This window comes from Acinetobacter sp. LT1, assembly GCF_059800965.1.
In genome coordinates this window covers 1-16,730 of the sequence record NZ_JBBAXE010000017.1, presented here as the reverse complement: position 1 = coordinate 16,730, position 16,730 = coordinate 1, and the positions used below count along the sequence as shown (strand labels likewise).

Below are 16,730 nucleotides of genomic sequence, written 5' to 3'. Positions count from 1 at the left end.
TTAAAAAATAATAGATAAAAAAATGTCCCGAACTTTGGGGGGAAGTTCAGGACAGAAAATCAAGTGCATAAACACGACAGGGATCGTGTTCTTCTTGCTATAGAGTGATATTAAGTTCTTCGCTTTTTGATGTCATGTAGAGTCCTGTGCGCTCTATGTAAGGCTTTTTATGTTTGTGTAAGTTTCACGTAAAAAAAGGCGGATCTATGTATATAGACCCGCCTTTTTAATGATGAATAAGCTAAAACAAACCGATTATTCTGGTTTCCAGCCTTCAGCTTTTTCTACGCTTTCATCATTATTGAAGAATTTCTCACGTTGTTCTTCCAGAAACTTTTTAGCTTCTGGTTCAAACACGTTTAAGCGCTTTTCATTAATTAGCGTAGTTTGATGCTGTAACCATTCTTGCCATGCTTGCTTAGAAACATTTTCAAAAAAATCTTGGCCTTTAGCACCAGGGAAAGGAGCGAAGTCTAAACCTTCCATTTCCTTTTGATATTTACGGCAAAATACTTGGCGACTCATGTTTTATCCTTAAGCGTATAACTGTTCTAAACGTGTATGGGCACGCGCAATTGCAGCTTCAACCTGTTTTGGAGAAGTTCCACCAATATGATCACGAGCATTTACAGAAGCTTCTAGAGTTAAGGCTTTATCAAACACATCTGCTGTAATTAAGTCAGAGAATTGCTGTAATTGCTCAAGTGTGAGTTCAGATAAATCTTTTTCTTCTGCAACCCCTAATGCGACTGCTTTACCCACAATTTCATGCGCATCACGGAACGCAACGCCTTTTTTCACTAAATAGTCAGCAAGGTCAGTTGCAGTTGAGAATCCACGAAGAGCAGCTTCACGCATGATTTCAATATTTGGAACCAATGCAGGAATCATGTCTGCAAATGCCATGAGTGAACCACGAACCGTATCGATTGCATCAAATAAAGGTTCTTTGTCTTCTTGGTTATCTTTGTTGTATGCCAATGGTTGACCTTTCATGAGCGTAAGTAAGCTAATTAAGTCACCAAATACACGGCCAGATTTACCACGGATAAGTTCTGGAACATCCGGGTTTTTCTTCTGTGGCATGATTGAAGAACCAGTACAGAAGCGGTCAGGAATATTCACAAATTTGAACTGTGCAGAAGTCCAAAGAATCAGTTCTTCTGACATACGTGATAAATGCATCATAATAAGTGCAGCCGCCGCATTAAATTCGATGGCAAAGTCACGGTCAGATACAGCATCAAGCGAGTTTTCAGATACAGCTTCAAAACCTAAAAGTTCTGCTGTATATGCGCGGTCAATCGGATAAGTTGTACCAGCAAGAGCGGCAGAACCAAGTGGCATACGATTAACACGTTTACGGCAGTCTTGAAGTCGTTCAGTGTCACGTACTAACATTTCAAACCATGCTAACAAGTGATGACCAAAAGTCACAGGCTGAGCAGTTTGTAGGTGTGTAAAGCCTGGCATAATTGTATTTACATTTTTGGCAGCCAAGCCTAACAAGCCTTTTTGTAAACGTTCTAATAATTTTAAAATATCATCAATTTCGTCGCGCAGGTAAAGACGAATATCAGTTGCAACCTGATCGTTACGGCTACGGCCTGTGTGTAATTTTTTACCTGTAATGCCAATACGTTGAGTCAAACGTGATTCAATGTTCATGTGAACATCTTCAAGATCGATGCGCCACTCAAAGTTTCCAGCCTCAATTTCTGAGCGAATGGTGCTTAAACCTTCAATAATGTCATCGCGTTCTGCTTCCGTGAGTACGCCAACTTTCGCAAGCATGGTAGCATGCGCAATCGAACCAGCGATGTCTTGTTTATAAAAACGTTGGTCAAACTGAACAGAGGCGGTAAATTCGGCTACAAAAGCGTCCGTCGCTTCAGAAAAACGACCACCCCACATACCTGAGGTTTGGTCTGGGGTTACTGAATTAGGGGGATTTGAAGATGTGGTCATGGTGGCTCAGTAAAATAAAAAAGAGTATATCACTTGCCGAAGCTCAACAAACAAAGTTGTTTCCTACAGCATACCGAAATCAAAATTCCTCCTATTTTTTTACGAAAAGCGGGCGTTGGCAACACTTATTCGAATTAATTATCGCAAGTAATGTTTTGGCACTGGTTTTGGCATTGGCTGAAGCACAGTCTTGGCAAGCCTTAAGCGGGGGAAGGCTTTTTCAATACATCATTTTTATTAACTGGGTAATATTGTCCTTTTTTGCATTGGTTGAACGCTTTCAAGGTTTTTTTAGCAGCTTGCGTCAAGAATTTGCTTTGGCTATTGGTTTTGTCATGCTGCAAAGTATTGTTGTTTTGACCACTTTAATTAGTAATTTTTTTCAGTTTGGTCTTTTAAATAAACATGCTTCTTTAACGCAGGGCTGGAGTGTTTATTTTACCAATGTACCTTTATATCTAAGCTATGGAATATTACTCGGGGCTTTTTGCTTACGTTATTTATATGTCAGGGAACAATGGTTGCATCAGCAATATGCCGAATTAAATGCCCGTATTCAGGCCATGCAAGCACGAATTCACCCTCACTTCTTATTTAATAGTTTAAATAATGTGGTGAGTTTAATTGCGATAGATCCAGATAAAGCTGAAAGCATGCTCATCAGTTTGTCGCGGTTATTTCGCGCGAGTTTCCAAGAATTAAAATTGGTGAGTCTGCATGAAGAAATCGAGCTGAGTAAACAATATTTAATGATTGAACAGGTCCGTTTGGGGGAGCGTTTAAAAGTAGATTGGAAGATCGAGCTTTCATCTGTGCAATTAAAACAGATCACTATTCCTTTATTGACATTACAACCCTTGTTAGAGAATAGTATTTTTCATGGGGTAGAACCAATGATGGGTAAAGCAACCATAGGGGTATTGGTTGAAATATTGCAAAATCAGGTCAGTATAGTCATTACCAACCCATATACAGACGATACAATAAATTCACGGAAAGGGCATGGAATCGCTCTTGAAAATGTTAAGCAGCGCCTGAAAGCGTATTATGGGAACACCGTTAGATTTCAGGTTTATAAAGGTGAAGCTTTATATACCACTATTATGAGCTATCAATATCAAACAAAATAATAAGTCAGTCAGAGTTAACCATAAAAAAATGGACCAAGTTAACGGTGACAAGGAGGATGAATGAAGGTGCTAATTTGTGATGATGAACCACTTGCAGTGGAGCGTTTATCACGTTTAGTTTCAAAGATGGGACATGAGGTTGTATCAACGGCTCATCATGGACAGGAGGCCTTGGAACAGGCACGGCTTCATCAACCGGATGTAATCTTACTTGATATTCAAATGCCAGGTATGAATGGGCTTGTCTGTGCAGAACAGTTGAGTCAGCTAAATCCTCGACCTGCGATTGTATTTTGTACCGCCTACGATCAGCATGCATTGGAAGCTTTTAAAGCTCAGGCTCAAGCATATCTTCTTAAACCGATTGATCCAGTTGAACTTGAGCAAGCTTTAAGTCAGCTAACTCAACTTACTCAAGCACAGCTCAATGCATTACCGAATTCTGAGCTTTTACAAGATTTAAAGACACAGCGTCATCAAATTGCCGCAAAAACCTATCGTGGGGTTGAACTGATTCCTGTTGAAAATATCTATTACTTTTTAGCAGATCAGAAATATGTCACTGTGAGACATAAAAATGGCAGTGTATTAATAGATGAAACATTAAAAGAGCTTGAAACCGAATTCGCAGATCAGTTCATTCGTATTCATCGAAATGCGTTGGTTGCAGTCGCATACCTAGATGGGTTGGAGCTGATCAGTTCGGGGCAATATCAGGTTAGATTACGCGGTCTTGATGAAAGACTTTCAGTGAGCCGTCGACATTTGTCTACGCTTAGAGAGCGAATTCATCAGCTCTAAATTTAAAAGAGTTATCTTGAACTTGCGAGATTTTACTTGCAATTTTAAGGGATCAAGTTAAGTTTAGGGTGTATTGTTTGACCAGCCCATGCTTGAATTTATGAAAACCTTGAAAATTGCTACACGACAAAGCCCACTTGCTCTTTGGCAGGCAGAACATATTCGTGCCCGTTTACAGGAGCTTCACCCTGATTTAAAGGTGGAATTGGTTAAATTTGTCACGCAGGGCGATAAAATCTTAGATACGCCTTTAGCAAAAATTGGGGGTAAAGGGCTGTTCGTTAAAGAGTTGGAGGTAGCACTTTTAGATGGGCGTGCGGACTTAGCTGTACATTCAATGAAAGATGTGCCAATGGCTTTGCCAGAAGGTTTAACTTTAGCAGTAATTTGCGAACGTGAAGATCCGTTAGATGCTTTTGTTTCAAATCAGTTTGAAAAATTCGCTGATTTACCACAAGGTGCAAAAGTCGGTACCTCAAGTTTGCGTCGTAAATCTCAGATTTTAAAACAACGTCCTGATTTGCAAATTATTGACTTGCGTGGAAATGTTGGCACACGTTTGGCGAAGCTAGATGAAGGTCAATACGATGCGATTATTCTGGCCAGTGCTGGTTTGAAGCGTTTAGGTTTGTCAGAACGTATCCGTCATTGTTTGACACCAGATATTAGTTTGCCTGCTGTGGGACAAGGTGCATTGGGTTTAGAGTGCCGTGCAGCTGACCAAGATGTATTGGCTTTAATTCAACCTTTATTACACGAAGAAACTGATGTTTGTGTACGTGCTGAACGTGCATTTAATGCCTATCTTGAAGGTGGTTGTCAGGTCCCAATTGCAGGTTATGCCACACTACAAAATGGTCAAATCCATATCGAAGGTCGTGTTGGAAGCCCTGATGGCCAAACATTATTACGTGCTGAACTAACAGATGAAGCCAATAATGCTCAGCAATTGGGTGAAAACCTTGCTCGAAACTTACTTGATCAAGGTGCTGGCGAGCTATTAAAGGCCCTCTACTAAACCATGCTGTTTATTAATACTCGACCTGATTCGCGTGCAGCTGAACTAACAGAAGCTTTGCAAAATGAAGGTTATCAGGTTGAGTCTTTACCCCTTTTAGAGCTCGTTGCAAAACCCTTTTCTGAACACTTACTTCAGCTTTACCAACAATTAATTAAGGCGCAAGCTATTGTTGTCGTCAGCCCAACCGCTGTTGAAGTGGGTATGGAGTATTTAGTAAAAAGTGGTTTAAAAAATAGCGATTTAAAACATATTCAGTGGATTGCGGTAGGGCAAGCAACAGCCAATTGTCTAAACGAATATGGAATAGAAGCACATATCCCAGATGTTGAAACTTCTGAAGGAATGTTGAACCTGCCTATTCTGCACAATATGCAACAGACGGGTAGTGTGGCTTTTTGGCGGGGAGAAGGTGGACGCCAATTTATGATGGAGACCTTGCAACAACAAGGAATTCAGATTTTAAATTTTGTTCTATATCAGCGGCAGTGCCCAGAAGCTTCATATTCTACATTCAAACATCTGACACAGAATTCAAATTATAATTTAAATAAATGGTTCGTCTTAATTACCAGTGAAGCGAGCTGGAAATATTGGTTAGAGCTTTGTTCAAAAAATAATGTACAACCTGATGGTGTATATCTGGTTTTAGGACCTCGTCTTTTTCAAATTGTTAAAGAGTATCGCGATCAGCAACAGACTCATTTTCACATTATTCAACTTGAAAATTTATCGCCTTCGGGGATGATTCATCACATTCAGGCATTATAAGGATTCGTATGAGAAAACTTGTTTCTATCATCATTTTACTGGGCGTAGCTTGGTTGGCTAAGCTCAGTTACGATATGTGGCAAATTTCTCGTACTGTTCCCGAGCTTAAACAAAGTCTGCTGCAATCAGAACAGCACTATGCCAATTTAAATGATCAATTGGTTGCTTTACAGCGACAGTTGCAGAATCAACCCGTAAGTACAGGGAATAAAGCGAGTTCAGTAGCTCAACCAGATGCTCCACCGACAGGTATTGCACCTACAGTTTTAATTAAACAAAAGTTAGATTTAATTCAATTTGCGATTGATCAGCAGCAGTTGATTTATGCAGTTGATCAATTAAATCAGTTACAGCAATCGCTTGTACACTATGAAATTGCTCCTGCATTGCAGCATAGCTTGAATCAATCGCTCGAGCAGGATAAACAGGCAGTTCAACAGTTTACTTTGGCTCAAAATCAACGCCATCAATTAATCGATGATTTATTACAGAACATTGATAAGAATATTCAACAAGCCTTAGCCCAGCCTAAACTTGAAATGGATCAATCCGAGACTGTGTCTTGGTGGAAAAAGTGGTTCCGTATAGAAAAAGTAGAAACGCCGTCTATTAATTTAATGAGTCGAAGCGTTGTGCTTAAAGAAGTGCAATTAAGATTGTTAATTGCCGAACAGGCACTCAATCAAGGAAAAATGACTGAGTATCAAAATGAGTTGCAATCTGTGATGCAAAAGTTAGATGAAATGCCTGATGCAACCAGTCAGCAGTTAAAAAAACGTATTGCTAAAGTGGCACATTTATCTATCGTGCCTGTTCCTAAACTTTCTACACTTGGGCTAATCGGCTCATAAGGAGGATATATGAAACACCTCCTGTGGGTTTATTTCGTAATCAGCTTAATACTCTTTGCAGCCCTAGCTTTATTTAGTTATGGCTATGGAATGGGGTATGTCTATATTTACTGGCGACAATTGCAGCTACAAACAAATGTCTGGGGATTAACTCTTACTTTTGTAGTGATGAGTTTTATTGCTCAACTCTTGTGGCTGTGGATTAAACGTTATTCATCTCGTGAACAAAGAAAAAGTGAAAACATCTTCCAGTTTAAAAACCTTCATCCCTATGAACAATTAGGTATTGTTTGGTTATTAGAAGCGGCCGAAGATCAACGTGTATTTATTGAACGTGTTTTTACTCAATCAGGGCTTTTAAAAAATATTATCGATGCCAAGTTTCTGGTTTTAAGTGGGGACTATCCAAAAGCATTGGCTGCTCTCGATCAATCACCACCGATGGCATTTGAATTGGCAGAGTTACAGCGAATTGAAATCTTTTTAGCCGAAAATGAAGCCGATCGTGCATTAACTCATCTCGAATTTTTATATCAACACCAGTTATCACCGTGGTTACAAGAAATAGAAACTGCTTACCAGCAAAGATTAACGGCTTTATGGGGGCAATTAGCGCTGCAACATCCATGGGTATATTTACGTTCTATGAAATACGGTTTGCTAGATGCAGAACACCGTGATTTATGGTTACAGCAGCTTCTTCAGCAATTTGACCAAGCGTCTATCGATGACTTACATGCCTTACAGCAACGTTATTTGGATTTAGAGTCTGAAATACAAACTCGACCTTATAGCAGTAAGTTGTTATGGCTAAAACTATTAGCACGTATGCCAGATATGAGCATGCAGCATGCGGCCTTAACACTACATTTGTTAAAAGAGCAGTTTGACCCAGAAGTGTTTTATCTATGGTTTCAGCAGCAGTTGCTTAAACAAGTTCCAGACTATGCCGATGTTGAAGAAAAAATTATTCAATTTGAAAATCAATATATGAATTTGCCAGTTTTAACCTTTGCAAAATGGCATATCTATATGGCAACTGGACGTCAAACAGAAGCTGAAACATTATTATCATTATATCCAGATAATATTTTAATGAGCTATTTACGTATTAAGTCTACGCTTAAAGAAGATGACGTGTTAATCAAACAGTTAAATCTAATCTTTGAAAATGATGCAAATTTTTTAAAGTTTAAAATATGAGGTAAAAATGAAAGAACTGTCTGTCTACCCAGTAATATATGAACAGAAAGTCGCGTGGGGAGATATGGATGCTTTTGGTCATGTCAATAATGTACAGTATTATCGATATATTGAAAGCTCACGTATTTTATATATGGAAGCAATCAATATATTAACCCCACATTTATATACCGTTGTTGCTTCAAGTCAGTGTAAATATTTAAAGCCTGTTTTTTATCCTGACGTATTGAAAGTTGGTGTTCGCGTGGAAGAGCTCCGTAATAGCGCATTCCGTATGGCTTATATATTGTGGAGTGAAACCCAACAACAAATAGTCGCTACTGGTGAAGCTGTTATGGTATGCGTAGATAAATTAACAGAACGAAAATGTGAAATACCACAGGAAATAAAACAAAAAATTATTGAGCTAGAAAAATCAGTTGGGCATGACTTAATACATTTATCTTAAATAAATATTAATAAAATATATTTCATTTATAATTGGTAATGTAATTAAAAGGTAATTTTTTTGATTATTCTGATGAACACGGCTTTCAAACTATTGCTTATTGAATAGATTATAAATAATATTGGTCTTGATTTTATGTTTTTAAATTTTGTCTGTATTATTTTGAATTGTCTGTAAGACTGGAGTATTTATTAATGAAACCGGATATCAGTGAATTATCTGTTGAAGAGTTAAAACGCTTACAAGAAGAAGCAGAAGCTTTAATTGCAAGTAAAAAAGATCAAGCAATCGAAGATGCTTATAATCAAATTATCGAGATTGCTGAAAATGTAGGTTTCAGTGTTGAACAACTTCTTGAGTTTGGTGCTCAAAAACGTAAGAAAACAACTCGTAAATCTGTTGAGCCTCGTTACCGCAACAAAAACAATGCTGAAGAGACTTGGACTGGTCGCGGTAAACAACCACGCTGGTTAGTTGCTGAAATTGAAAAAGGCGCAAAACTTGAAGATTTCTTAATCTAATCAAATTGCCGTTTTTAAAAGCCAAGAAAATTTGCTTGGCTTTTTTATTGATAAAAATATCTCAAAATTTTGCTATAAATATTATTTAAAAAATTGAGTGTTTAAATTGCTCTTTAAATGAATTGTTGAGATCAAATGTGCATTTACTTCATTGAGCGCCAAGTTTTCATGATTTTGTCATACGTTCAACTTATAGTCTCAATACCGAAGCCAAGCCCGATTGCTTGGTTTTTTTATATGAAGTGAATTGGCGATGTTGAAAAAGTATGCATAATGTCAGACTAGGGAGCTACTCTCAAAATAAGGACGATAATTTGCATGTTGGTAAGGCTGAATGAAGAAAAAGTCTAAGCAATGGAAGTGGTGGTTTTTTGCCCTCATTGCATTTTTAATTTTTATTATTTTACAGATCCCGGCGACTTGGCTTATTTCTAAATTTTCAAAGAATAATCAAACTCTACACAATGTAAGTGGAAATATCTGGCAAGGCCAAGCAGATTGGCGGCGTGGTACTTTGAGAGGTTCGATTCATTGGAAAACTAGACCTCTTGACCTGTTTTTATTAAGGTTCGCTGCTGATGTAGATATCCATAGTGGTAATACCCAATTAGCTGGGGTAATGGGCTATGGTGTGGGGAAAAAAGTAATTGTAAAGGCTATGAATGGTCAAATTGCGCCTGAAACATTAAAACAAATTGTGAATTGGCAATGGCCTACGAACAGCATTCAACTGAAAGATATTGAGTTTAATTATAAGAAAGAGCAGGGTTTCGCCGCAGTTGATGGTCAATTACATTGGGGTGGCGGTGCTTTAATTTATAATATTGGTGATCGTCAAGACCGTATGAATATGCCTTCTTTAAATGGCCAATTAACGGATCAAAATGGTCAATTACAAGTTGATATACGTGATCAACGCAGTCAAAAAATGGCGAATCTCTTATTAGATGCCAACATGATGCTTGATGTGCAGCTCACCCAAAGATTATTACTTAATATTCCATCTTATGATGGAAAAGCTGGTTTGGATACGTTTGTCATTAGTTCTCGTCAACCCTTAATACAAGGGGGTAACTAATGAAAGTATGGATTGAGAAATTACAGCAATTACAGTGGCAAAAATTAGATCGGTTAAGTGTAGTTGTATTTGCCTTTTTAATTTTATGGTTGTGTTGGAAATTAGCTTCATTATTTTGGTGGGTAATTGCGCCTCCTCAAATGATGCAATTTGATCGGGTCGAGTTAGGATCACAGCAGCCACAAATTCCTAACATTAGTACTTTTTCACTTTTTAATGAACCTTCAGCCAATGCAGCACAGGAAAATGTCAACCTAGAATTACAAGGCGTAATGCTGGGTTATCCGAATCGTTTTTCCTCAGCTGTTATTAAGCTAGATAATACTGCCGACCGATATCGGGTAGGAGAAACAATAGGTTCTACCTCTTATCAGTTGGCAGAAGTTTATTGGGATCACGTGATATTACGTCAAGGTAATGGAAGTACTCGTGAACTCCAATTTAAAGGTTTGCCAAACGGTTTATATCAACCTATGACGCCAGATGCATCACAACCAACTGCTACTGTACCTCAGTCGTCAGCACCTGTTAATACTGCTCAAGAGGCATTAGGGCAAGCTATTCAGCAAATGCAAGGCAACCGTGAACAATATCTGCGTGACATGGGTGTTAGTGGGAACTCCAGTGAGGGTTTTGAAGTTACAGAACGTACACCCACTGCGCTTCGAAATAAGTTAGGTTTAAGGCCGGGTGATCGGATTGTTTCATTAAACGGTCAAACGGTTGGGCAGGGACAAACGGATGTGCAGTTACTTGAACAGGCTCGACGAGCTGGGCAAGTGAAAATAGAAATAAAACGTGGTGATCAAGTGATGACCATACAACAAAATTTTTAGTGATAACACGTCACCATAAGAGTTAGGAATTATCGCAAGTTATGGCTTTATTGAATCATCAACGTCCACTTTGGGCATTACTTGCAGCAGCCCCATTGATTGCGACAGTGAGCAGCAGTGTCTATGCCCAAACATGGAAGATCAATTTACGTGATGCTGACTTAACTGCATTTATTAATGAAGTGGCAGATATTACGGGTAAAAACTTTGCAGTAGATCCACGAGTACGCGGTAACGTCACAGTAATATCGAATAAACCCCTCAATAAAAATGAAGTTTACGACCTGTTTCTTGGGGTCTTAAACGTAAATGGTGTGGTGGCAATTCCTTCGGGTAACACCATTAAACTGGTACCAGATAGTAATGTCAAAAATTCGGGAATCCCTTACGATTCTAGAAACAGACTACGTGGTGATCAGATTGTTACTCGGGTTATTTGGCTTGAAAATACCAATCCTAATGATCTAATTCCAGCACTTCGTCCTTTAATGCCACAATTTGCGCATATGGCTGCAATTGCAGGGACTAATGCGCTGATTGTTTCGGACCGTGCAGCAAATATTTATCAACTTGAAAATATTATTCGTAATTTAGATGGCACTGGCCAGAATGATATTGAGGCAATAGGCCTTCAATCGAGCCAAGCTGAAGAAATCATTACTCAACTGGAGGCAATGAGTGCTACGGGAGCATCTAAAGATTTTAATGGTGCACGTATCCGTATTATTGCAGACAACCGTACCAATCGTATTTTAGTTAAGGGCGATCCTGAAACACGTAAGCGCATTCGCCACATGATTGAAATGCTGGATGTGCCTTCGGCTGATCGCTTGGGGGGCTTAAAAGTTTTTCGCTTGAAATATGCAAGTGCAAAAAATTTATCTGAAATTTTACAAGGTCTTGTAACAGGGCAGGCCGTTTCTTCGTCAAATAGTAATAACAGTTCTTCTAATTCATCGAATCCGATCAATAATTTGATGGGTAATAACCAGAATTCTAGTTCAAATACCTCTGGTTCAAATGGTAGCTCAATTTCTACGCCATCTATTAATCTAAATGGTAATTCGAACAATAATAATCAGAACAGTATCTCTAGCTTTAGCCAAAATGGTGTGAGTATTATTGCGGATAATGCCCAAAACTCGTTAGTGGTTAAGGCAGATCCTCAATTAATGCGCGAAATTGAATCTGCTATTCAGCAGCTTGATGTGCGTCGTCAGCAAGTTCTGATTGAAGCTGCAATTATCGAAGTGTCAGGAGATGATGCAGATCAACTTGGTATTCAATGGGCACTGGGTGATTTATCTAGTGGGATTGGTTTACTTAGCTTTAGTAATGTAGGGGCTAGTTTATCTTCTATTGCTGCTGGTTATTTATCGGGTGGTTCGGCTGGGGCTGCATCAGCTATCGCTGGTGGCGCTAATAAAGGTAATGGGGCATCCTTGGCTCTGGGTAATTTTGAGAATTCTCGTAAGGCTTATGGTGCATTAATTCAAGCACTTAAAACTAATACCAAATCAAATTTGCTTTCGACACCATCCATTGTGACTATGGATAATGAAGAGGCGTATATTGTTGTTGGTCAGAACGTTCCCTTTGTCACAGGATCGGTAACTACAAACAGTACAGGTATTAATCCATACACCACGGTTGAACGTAAAGATGTCGGTGTGACATTAAAAGTCGTTCCACATATCGGTGAAGGCGGTACAGTTCGTCTGGAAGTAGAACAAGAAGTCTCTGCTGTTCAAGACAGTCGTGGACAAGCGGCTGACTTGGTGACAAGTAAACGTGCCATTAAAACTGCTGTTTTGGCTGAGCATGGACAGACAGTAGTGCTTGGTGGTTTGGTGTCGGATGACACGTCACTTTCAAGACAAGGTATACCTGGATTAAGTAGTATTCCCTATGTTGGTCGATTGTTCCGCTCAGATAATAGAAGTAATGTAAAACGTAACCTTCTTGTTTTTATCCACCCAACAATTGTGGGTGATGCAAATGATGTGCGCCGTTTGTCTCAGCAGCGCTATAGCCAGCTTTATAGCTTGCAATTGGCTATGGATAAAAACGGCAATTTTGCAAAACTGCCTGAGCAGGTTGATGATGTCTACAATCAAAAGATGACACCACCTAGTATTGCCTCTCAGCCGAAAAACTATCAACAGGTTCCTTCAGGTGGAAAAACCTCGACGGTAACTACACCTGTAGCCGTAGAGCCAGCAGTGCAAAAGCAAACTTTACAGTTACCTGATCCTGAAGTTAATCGTACTAAAAATACAGTAACAACAACGACACTGCGCCCAAGCACAGCACAGTAGTAGCATGTTATGATTGATAAAAAATGAATAGGACATACGCATGACTTGGAAACTACAAGCAATTACTGGTGAAATTACTGGCCAAGAAATTAATGTTGATCGTGATATGTTGGTAGGGCGTCATCAAGATGCTGATGTGTTGTTACAAGCTGCTGAAATTTCACGTCGCCATGCTGCATTGCTTCTAAAAGATCAAGCGCTATGGGTGCAAGACCTTAATTCATCGAATGGCACATTTGTAAACGATATTCGTATTGAGCAAGAAAAACAGTTGCATGATGGTGATATTGTTCAGTTTGCTAGTTTTAAATTTTCTGTATTGGCTCCTGCACAGAAAATCACGGAATTACCTGAAATTGAAGCCGAACCTGTAAATACGACATCCTCTCCAGATTTAAGCGATCAAGGAATGCCGAGTCTTGCGGAGCGTGCCGCAGAAGTAGAAGTTCGTCGCGATGGTATGCCGCAGAATATTTCTATTCCAAAGCCTGCCCCTATTCCAGAGGGGGTAGATATTAATGCACAACAGCAAACACCTATCGCTTTTGATGAACCGGTTTCTCGTGTTGCTGAAGAAAAAGAGCAACAAAAGAATGCCTCAGTTGGTTTAATCACTATTATTATTTTAGTAATTTTAGCTGTATTGGCATGGTTATTCTTTAAATAATCCGTTGCTGCTTTTACAATCAAGGCATGCTAAACGCATGCCTTTTTAATTTTGAGTAGAAAAAAGATGTCTGTTGCACAACTAAGTAAGCGCGATTTAATTTTATTTGATCTAGATGGGACGTTGGTTGATTCTGCTGCTGATTTGTATCGGTCTATGAATTTAAGTTTAGATGCGCTAAGTTGGCCATTGGTAACAGAAGTCCAAATACGAGAATGGGTGGGTAAAGGAGCTTCAAAACTCTGTGAAAGTGTTCTGCTTCATATTTTTGGAAAATTAGATCCTGAACAGCACAAAGTCTTATTACAAAAATTTATTGATATATATAGTGTAGAACTCTGTGTAAATACTCAAATTTATCATGGTGTAACCGAGTTTTTAAAACATTGTAAAACTTTGAATATACAAATGGCATGCGTTACCAATAAGCCTGTACAACTTGCTCAAGGTTTGCTTGATGCTTTACAGCTCTCTCCATATTTTCAGGTCGTACTTGGTGGGGATAGCTTACCAGAGAGAAAGCCTCATCCATTGCCATTATTGCATTGCATGCAAAGCCTAAAAATATCTGCTTCACAATCATTAATGATTGGCGATTCAAGTAATGATATTGAGGCTGCGCGTCGTGCTGGAATTGATTGTATTGTGGTTAGCTATGGCTATAATCATGGAGAAAATATCTATGATTGCCAACCTCAACAAGTTGTTGATAGTCTTGCTGAGTTAATTATCTAATGAATGAAATGGAGATCAGAATGAATAAGCGTATGGTTTTTCGATGGCGTGTCTAAACCGAATCTAGAAAAACACACTTTTAAATCGAAACCATATTAGAGAAAATTCATGACAACATTAGCGCAATTTGAGCAACTCAAGGCTGCTGGTTACAACACGATTCCAGTTTATCGCCAACGCTTAGCAGATACAGAAACCCCTTTATCTGTTTTCGCTCGTTTTAAAGACCACACGCAAGCTTATTTATTTGAGTCAGTCGAAGGTGGCGAAAATTGGGCGCGCTATTCTATGATTGGTTTAGGTGAGTCGACGGTTTTCTCATGTAATGCAGGTGTTCTGTCTATACAACATGCTGATGGCTCAATTACACAACAAGATTGCCAAGACCCATTTCAGTATATTCGTGAATTTCAGAAGCAATTTAAAGTGCCATCTGCTGAGCTCTTGCCAAACTTACCGAGTTTTACGGGCGGATTAGTAGGTTATTTAGGCTACGACGCAGTCCGTTATATCGAGCCACGTTTAAAGAATGTTCCTACAGCTGACCCAATTACATTGCCGGATTTATGGTTAATGCTATCAAAGACAGTCATTATCTTTGATAACCTTAAAGATACTTTATTTTTAATTGTTCATGCGGATATAGAGCAGAGCAATGCTTATGAAGACGCTCAGCAAAAATTAGATCAATTAGAGCAGTTGTTAGCTACTCCAGTTAGTTTGCAAGCTAAGCCGCATACACCTCCACATTTTGAATCAATTACTGGTAAAGCGAAATTCTTAGAGACAGTCGAAAAAGTTAAAGAATATATACGTGCTGGTGATGTGATGCAGGTTGTTCCGGGGCAGCGTATGGTTTCTGATTTTGATGGAGAGGCTTTACAGGTTTATCGTGCTTTACGTCATTTGAATCCATCGCCTTATTTATTCTTGGTACAAGGGCAAACGATTACTGATAAAAAGCCATTCCATATTGTAGGGTCATCGCCAGAAATTCTTTCTCGCCTCGAAAATGGTATTGCGACAGTACGTCCGCTTGCAGGTACCAGACCTCGTGGAAAAACTAAAGAAGAAGATATTGCGCTAGAAAAAGATTTGCTTTCTGATGAAAAAGAAATCGCAGAGCATTTAATGTTGATTGATCTTGGTCGAAATGATGTTGGGCGAGTTTCGAAAATTGGGAAGGTCCAAGTAACGGATCAAATGGTGATTGAACGCTATTCACATGTCATGCACATTGTCTCAAATGTGCAAGGCGAAGTTCGTGACGATATCGATGCGCTAGATGTATTTAAAGCAACTTTCCCAGCAGGTACTTTATCGGGTGCACCAAAAATTCGTGCAATGGAAATTATTGATGAAGTTGAGCCTGTGAAAAGAGGTGTGTTTGGTGGGGCAGTGGGATATTTAGGATGGCACGGCGAAATGGATATGTCGATTGCAATCCGTACTTGTGTTATTCGAGATAAAAAGGTCTATGTGCAGGCTGGAGCAGGCCTAGTTGCAGACTCAAATCCTGAATCTGAATGGAATGAAACGCAAATAAAAGCTCGCGCAGTGATCAAAGCGGTTGAATTATCATCAAACGGATTGATTTTATGAGTTTTTAGCGGTTTTTTTTAAAAAACCGCTTGCATCGTTTGGAAGTTTTGCTAAACTGCACACCGTTCCGATACGAAACGTACGAAACACTAAGAAGAGCCGGCATAGCTCAGTTGGTAGAGCAACTGACTTGTAATCAGTAGGTCCACAGTTCGAATCCGTGTGCCGGCACCATCTTAAAGGTGTGTAGTTGTGAAGTAAAGAACAACACTGAAATAAGTGTGATATGGTGAGATTCCCGAGCGGTCAAAGGGGGCGGACTGTAACTCCGCTACGAAAGTTTCGAAGGTTCGAATCCTTCTCTCACCACCATTAACTTCGATTGAAGTGGTATATATACCAACACAGTGCGGGAGTAGCTCAGTTGGTAGAGCGGCAGCCTTCCAAGCTGCATGTCGCGAGTTCGATCCTCGTCTCCCGCTCCATCGAAGGATAATCGCTCTTATAGCTCAGTGGTAGAGCACTCCCTTGGTAAGGGAGAGGTCTCGAGTTCAAATCTCGATAAGAGCTCCAGATACAGTTTAGTAGATTTTCTACAAAGATTTAAAAAGCAGGCTTATTAGTCTGCTTTTCAAGTATTGGGTGTTTGATTTTTTAGGCGATATGTCGATGCTGAGTTTTTGCTCAGAATTGTGTTCGACGTAAACGAGGACTATAAACATGGCTAAGGCTAAGTTTGAACGTAATAAGCCACACGTAAACGTGGGCACAATCGGTCACGTTGACCATGGTAAAACAACTTTAACTGCTGCGATTGCAACAATTTGTGCAAAAACTTACGGC

The 16,730-nt window shown here is 39.3% G+C and carries 17 protein-coding genes and 4 tRNA genes; 19 read left to right on the top strand and 2 right to left on the bottom strand.

Translation table 11 applies throughout. The features are described 5' to 3' along the window. Window positions 1-255 precede the first annotated feature (255 nt). Window positions 256-525, bottom strand: a complete 270-nt coding sequence (locus WBW42_RS15140; RefSeq protein WP_000089995.1) for an oxidative damage protection protein — start codon at window positions 523-525, stop codon at window positions 256-258. Between the two features lie 9 nt (window positions 526-534). Beyond that, window positions 535-1,968 carry an argininosuccinate lyase gene (gene argH / locus WBW42_RS15135; protein ID WP_002121138.1) on the bottom strand — a complete coding sequence of 478 codons (1,434 nt, stop codon included), beginning with the start codon at window positions 1,966-1,968 and terminating at the stop codon, window positions 535-537. Here argH and WBW42_RS15130 point away from each other — a divergent pair. The 19 genes from WBW42_RS15130 to WBW42_RS15040 all read left to right on the top strand — a co-directional run. After that, a complete protein-coding gene (locus WBW42_RS15130) occupies window positions 1,959-3,098 on the top strand; it encodes a sensor histidine kinase (RefSeq protein ID WP_005079426.1) in 1,140 nt (379 codons plus the stop codon). The genes argH and WBW42_RS15130 overlap by 10 nt on opposite strands. A gap of 60 nt (window positions 3,099-3,158) precedes the next feature. Further along, the gene (locus WBW42_RS15125) at window positions 3,159-3,899 is read left to right on the top strand and encodes a LytR/AlgR family response regulator transcription factor (RefSeq protein WP_032070634.1); all 741 of its coding nucleotides are present in this window, start codon (window positions 3,159-3,161) and stop codon (window positions 3,897-3,899) included. A 100-nt stretch (window positions 3,900-3,999) separates the two neighbouring features. Continuing rightward, the gene (hemC, locus tag WBW42_RS15120) at window positions 4,000-4,917 is read left to right on the top strand and encodes a hydroxymethylbilane synthase (RefSeq protein ID WP_032070633.1); all 918 of its coding nucleotides are present in this window, start codon (window positions 4,000-4,002) and stop codon (window positions 4,915-4,917) included. Window positions 4,918-4,920: 3 nt separating this feature from the next. Further along, window positions 4,921-5,688: a uroporphyrinogen-III synthase gene (locus WBW42_RS15115; protein ID WP_032070632.1), complete on the top strand. Its 768-nt coding sequence runs from the start codon at window positions 4,921-4,923 to the stop codon at window positions 5,686-5,688. Window positions 5,689-5,696: 8 nt separating this feature from the next. Beyond that, window positions 5,697-6,539, top strand: coding sequence for a hypothetical protein (locus WBW42_RS15110; protein WP_032070631.1), 843 nt, complete (start codon window positions 5,697-5,699; stop codon window positions 6,537-6,539). 9 nt (window positions 6,540-6,548) lie between these two features. Further along, entirely contained in the window at window positions 6,549-7,742 is a 1,194-nt protein-coding gene (locus tag WBW42_RS15105) for a hypothetical protein (protein WP_005065771.1), read from the top strand. Between the two features lie 7 nt (window positions 7,743-7,749). Continuing rightward, entirely contained in the window at window positions 7,750-8,190 is a 441-nt protein-coding gene (locus WBW42_RS15100; RefSeq protein WP_002121251.1) for an acyl-CoA thioesterase, read from the top strand. Window positions 8,191-8,384: 194 nt separating this feature from the next. After that, the gene (locus WBW42_RS15095; RefSeq protein ID WP_000801427.1) at window positions 8,385-8,711 is read left to right on the top strand and encodes an H-NS histone family protein; all 327 of its coding nucleotides are present in this window, start codon (window positions 8,385-8,387) and stop codon (window positions 8,709-8,711) included. 334 nt (window positions 8,712-9,045) lie between these two features. Beyond that, a complete protein-coding gene (gene gspN / locus WBW42_RS15090; RefSeq protein WP_032005861.1) occupies window positions 9,046-9,789 on the top strand; it encodes a type II secretion system protein N in 744 nt (247 codons plus the stop codon). After that, window positions 9,789-10,625 (top strand): type II secretion system protein N, encoded by an 837-nt coding sequence (locus WBW42_RS15085; protein WP_005065775.1) that lies wholly within the window; start codon window positions 9,789-9,791, stop codon window positions 10,623-10,625. Before gspN ends, WBW42_RS15085 begins: the two co-directional genes overlap by 1 nt. A 41-nt stretch (window positions 10,626-10,666) precedes the next feature. Further along, window positions 10,667-12,943, top strand: a complete 2,277-nt coding sequence (gene gspD / locus WBW42_RS15080) for a type II secretion system secretin GspD (protein WP_005065777.1) — start codon at window positions 10,667-10,669, stop codon at window positions 12,941-12,943. A 40-nt stretch (window positions 12,944-12,983) separates the two neighbouring features. Then, a complete protein-coding gene (locus tag WBW42_RS15075; RefSeq protein WP_005065779.1) occupies window positions 12,984-13,610 on the top strand; it encodes an FHA domain-containing protein in 627 nt (208 codons plus the stop codon). Between the two features lie 66 nt (window positions 13,611-13,676). Continuing rightward, on the top strand, window positions 13,677-14,345 hold the full coding sequence (locus WBW42_RS15070) for a phosphoglycolate phosphatase (RefSeq protein ID WP_005065782.1): 669 nt from the start codon (window positions 13,677-13,679) through the stop codon (window positions 14,343-14,345). A gap of 108 nt (window positions 14,346-14,453) precedes the next feature. Then, complete coding sequence (gene trpE / locus WBW42_RS15065) at window positions 14,454-15,947, top strand: anthranilate synthase component I (protein ID WP_005065784.1); 1,494 nt, start codon at window positions 14,454-14,456, stop codon at window positions 15,945-15,947. Window positions 15,948-16,045: 98 nt separating this feature from the next. Continuing rightward, window positions 16,046-16,121: transfer RNA gene (locus WBW42_RS15060), tRNA-Thr, on the top strand. Between the two features lie 54 nt (window positions 16,122-16,175). Continuing rightward, window positions 16,176-16,259 (top strand) — tRNA-Tyr (locus WBW42_RS15055). Between the two features lie 37 nt (window positions 16,260-16,296). Beyond that, window positions 16,297-16,372 (top strand) — tRNA-Gly (locus WBW42_RS15050). 13 nt (window positions 16,373-16,385) lie between these two features. Further along, a tRNA-Thr gene (locus tag WBW42_RS15045) sits at window positions 16,386-16,460 on the top strand. A gap of 147 nt (window positions 16,461-16,607) precedes the next feature. Further along, window positions 16,608-16,730, top strand: a 123-nt coding sequence (locus WBW42_RS15040; RefSeq protein ID WP_016660498.1) for a GTP-binding protein, incomplete at its 3' end; no start/stop codon positions are given.

Coding starts and splice junctions, on each gene's coding strand:
- WBW42_RS15140 (WP_000089995.1), bottom strand. CDS start 525: ATGAGTCGCCAAGTATTTTGCCGTAAATATCAAAAGGAAATGGAAGGT.
- WBW42_RS15130 (WP_005079426.1), top strand. CDS start 1,959: ATGTGGTCATGGTGGCTCAGTAAAATAAAAAAGAGTATATCACTTGCC.
- argH (WP_002121138.1), bottom strand. CDS start 1,968: ATGACCACATCTTCAAATCCCCCTAATTCAGTAACCCCAGACCAAACC.
- WBW42_RS15125 (WP_032070634.1), top strand. CDS start 3,159: ATGAAGGTGCTAATTTGTGATGATGAACCACTTGCAGTGGAGCGTTTA.
- hemC (WP_032070633.1), top strand. CDS start 4,000: ATGAAAACCTTGAAAATTGCTACACGACAAAGCCCACTTGCTCTTTGG.
- WBW42_RS15115 (WP_032070632.1), top strand. CDS start 4,921: ATGCTGTTTATTAATACTCGACCTGATTCGCGTGCAGCTGAACTAACA.
- WBW42_RS15110 (WP_032070631.1), top strand. CDS start 5,697: ATGAGAAAACTTGTTTCTATCATCATTTTACTGGGCGTAGCTTGGTTG.
- WBW42_RS15105 (WP_005065771.1), top strand. CDS start 6,549: ATGAAACACCTCCTGTGGGTTTATTTCGTAATCAGCTTAATACTCTTT.
- WBW42_RS15100 (WP_002121251.1), top strand. CDS start 7,750: ATGAAAGAACTGTCTGTCTACCCAGTAATATATGAACAGAAAGTCGCG.
- WBW42_RS15095 (WP_000801427.1), top strand. CDS start 8,385: ATGAAACCGGATATCAGTGAATTATCTGTTGAAGAGTTAAAACGCTTA.
- gspN (WP_032005861.1), top strand. CDS start 9,046: ATGAAGAAAAAGTCTAAGCAATGGAAGTGGTGGTTTTTTGCCCTCATT.
- WBW42_RS15085 (WP_005065775.1), top strand. CDS start 9,789: ATGAAAGTATGGATTGAGAAATTACAGCAATTACAGTGGCAAAAATTA.
- gspD (WP_005065777.1), top strand. CDS start 10,667: ATGGCTTTATTGAATCATCAACGTCCACTTTGGGCATTACTTGCAGCA.
- WBW42_RS15075 (WP_005065779.1), top strand. CDS start 12,984: ATGACTTGGAAACTACAAGCAATTACTGGTGAAATTACTGGCCAAGAA.
- WBW42_RS15070 (WP_005065782.1), top strand. CDS start 13,677: ATGTCTGTTGCACAACTAAGTAAGCGCGATTTAATTTTATTTGATCTA.
- trpE (WP_005065784.1), top strand. CDS start 14,454: ATGACAACATTAGCGCAATTTGAGCAACTCAAGGCTGCTGGTTACAAC.